The sequence below is a fragment of the Mycobacterium simiae genome (genome assembly GCF_008370645.1).
GTDB lineage: Bacteria > Actinomycetota > Actinomycetes > Mycobacteriales > Mycobacteriaceae > Mycobacterium > Mycobacterium simiae_A.
In genome coordinates, this window is the sequence record NZ_VTZN01000507.1 from 1 (window position 1) to 524 (window position 524).

Consider the following 524-nt stretch of genomic DNA (forward strand, 5'->3'; position numbering starts at 1 on the left):
AACAGCAGTCGCGCTGGACGCCTAGTCGCGTGAAAAAGCAAGGGCGGTTTCTTTTTCCACGTCTTCATACGGTCGTCCGGATAGGTCGATCGTCACCTGGGCGATAGTTCCGCCGGTAAAGGCGAACGGCGCTTTGTAGCGGCTCGACACCGCCGAACCGCCATTGTGCCCGACGGTGATACCGGCACCTGCCAAGCCAAACGTGCCTGGATGCGTCACCACATCCACCAGGCTACCGACATCGTGGTGACCGAAGTACAAGGTCAGATCGCCTAGGGGCGTATGGCTGTTGGGGACCGTTCCCGTTCGGGAATAGCGGACGCCGAGCAGATGTCTGCCCAGCGGAATCGCTGCGACCGACGAGAGCAGTTGCTGACGCTCGCCGAGAAAGTTGTACACGTAATGCAGACGCCCATCTTGGATGAACAACACGTGCCCGCCGTGTGCGCCGCCCTGTTTGAACAACACACCTTCGGCCCCGGTGGTGTCCACCGTCACGTCGGCCAACACCGCGAACGAGCGCC

The 524-nt window shown here is 61.3% G+C and carries 1 pseudogene; it reads right to left on the reverse strand.

Annotated features, from left to right (window positions below):
• Positions 1 to 21 precede the first annotated feature (21 nt).
• Positions 22 to 524, reverse strand: a pseudogene (locus F0Q45_RS26655) (arylsulfatase); the annotation flags it as partial.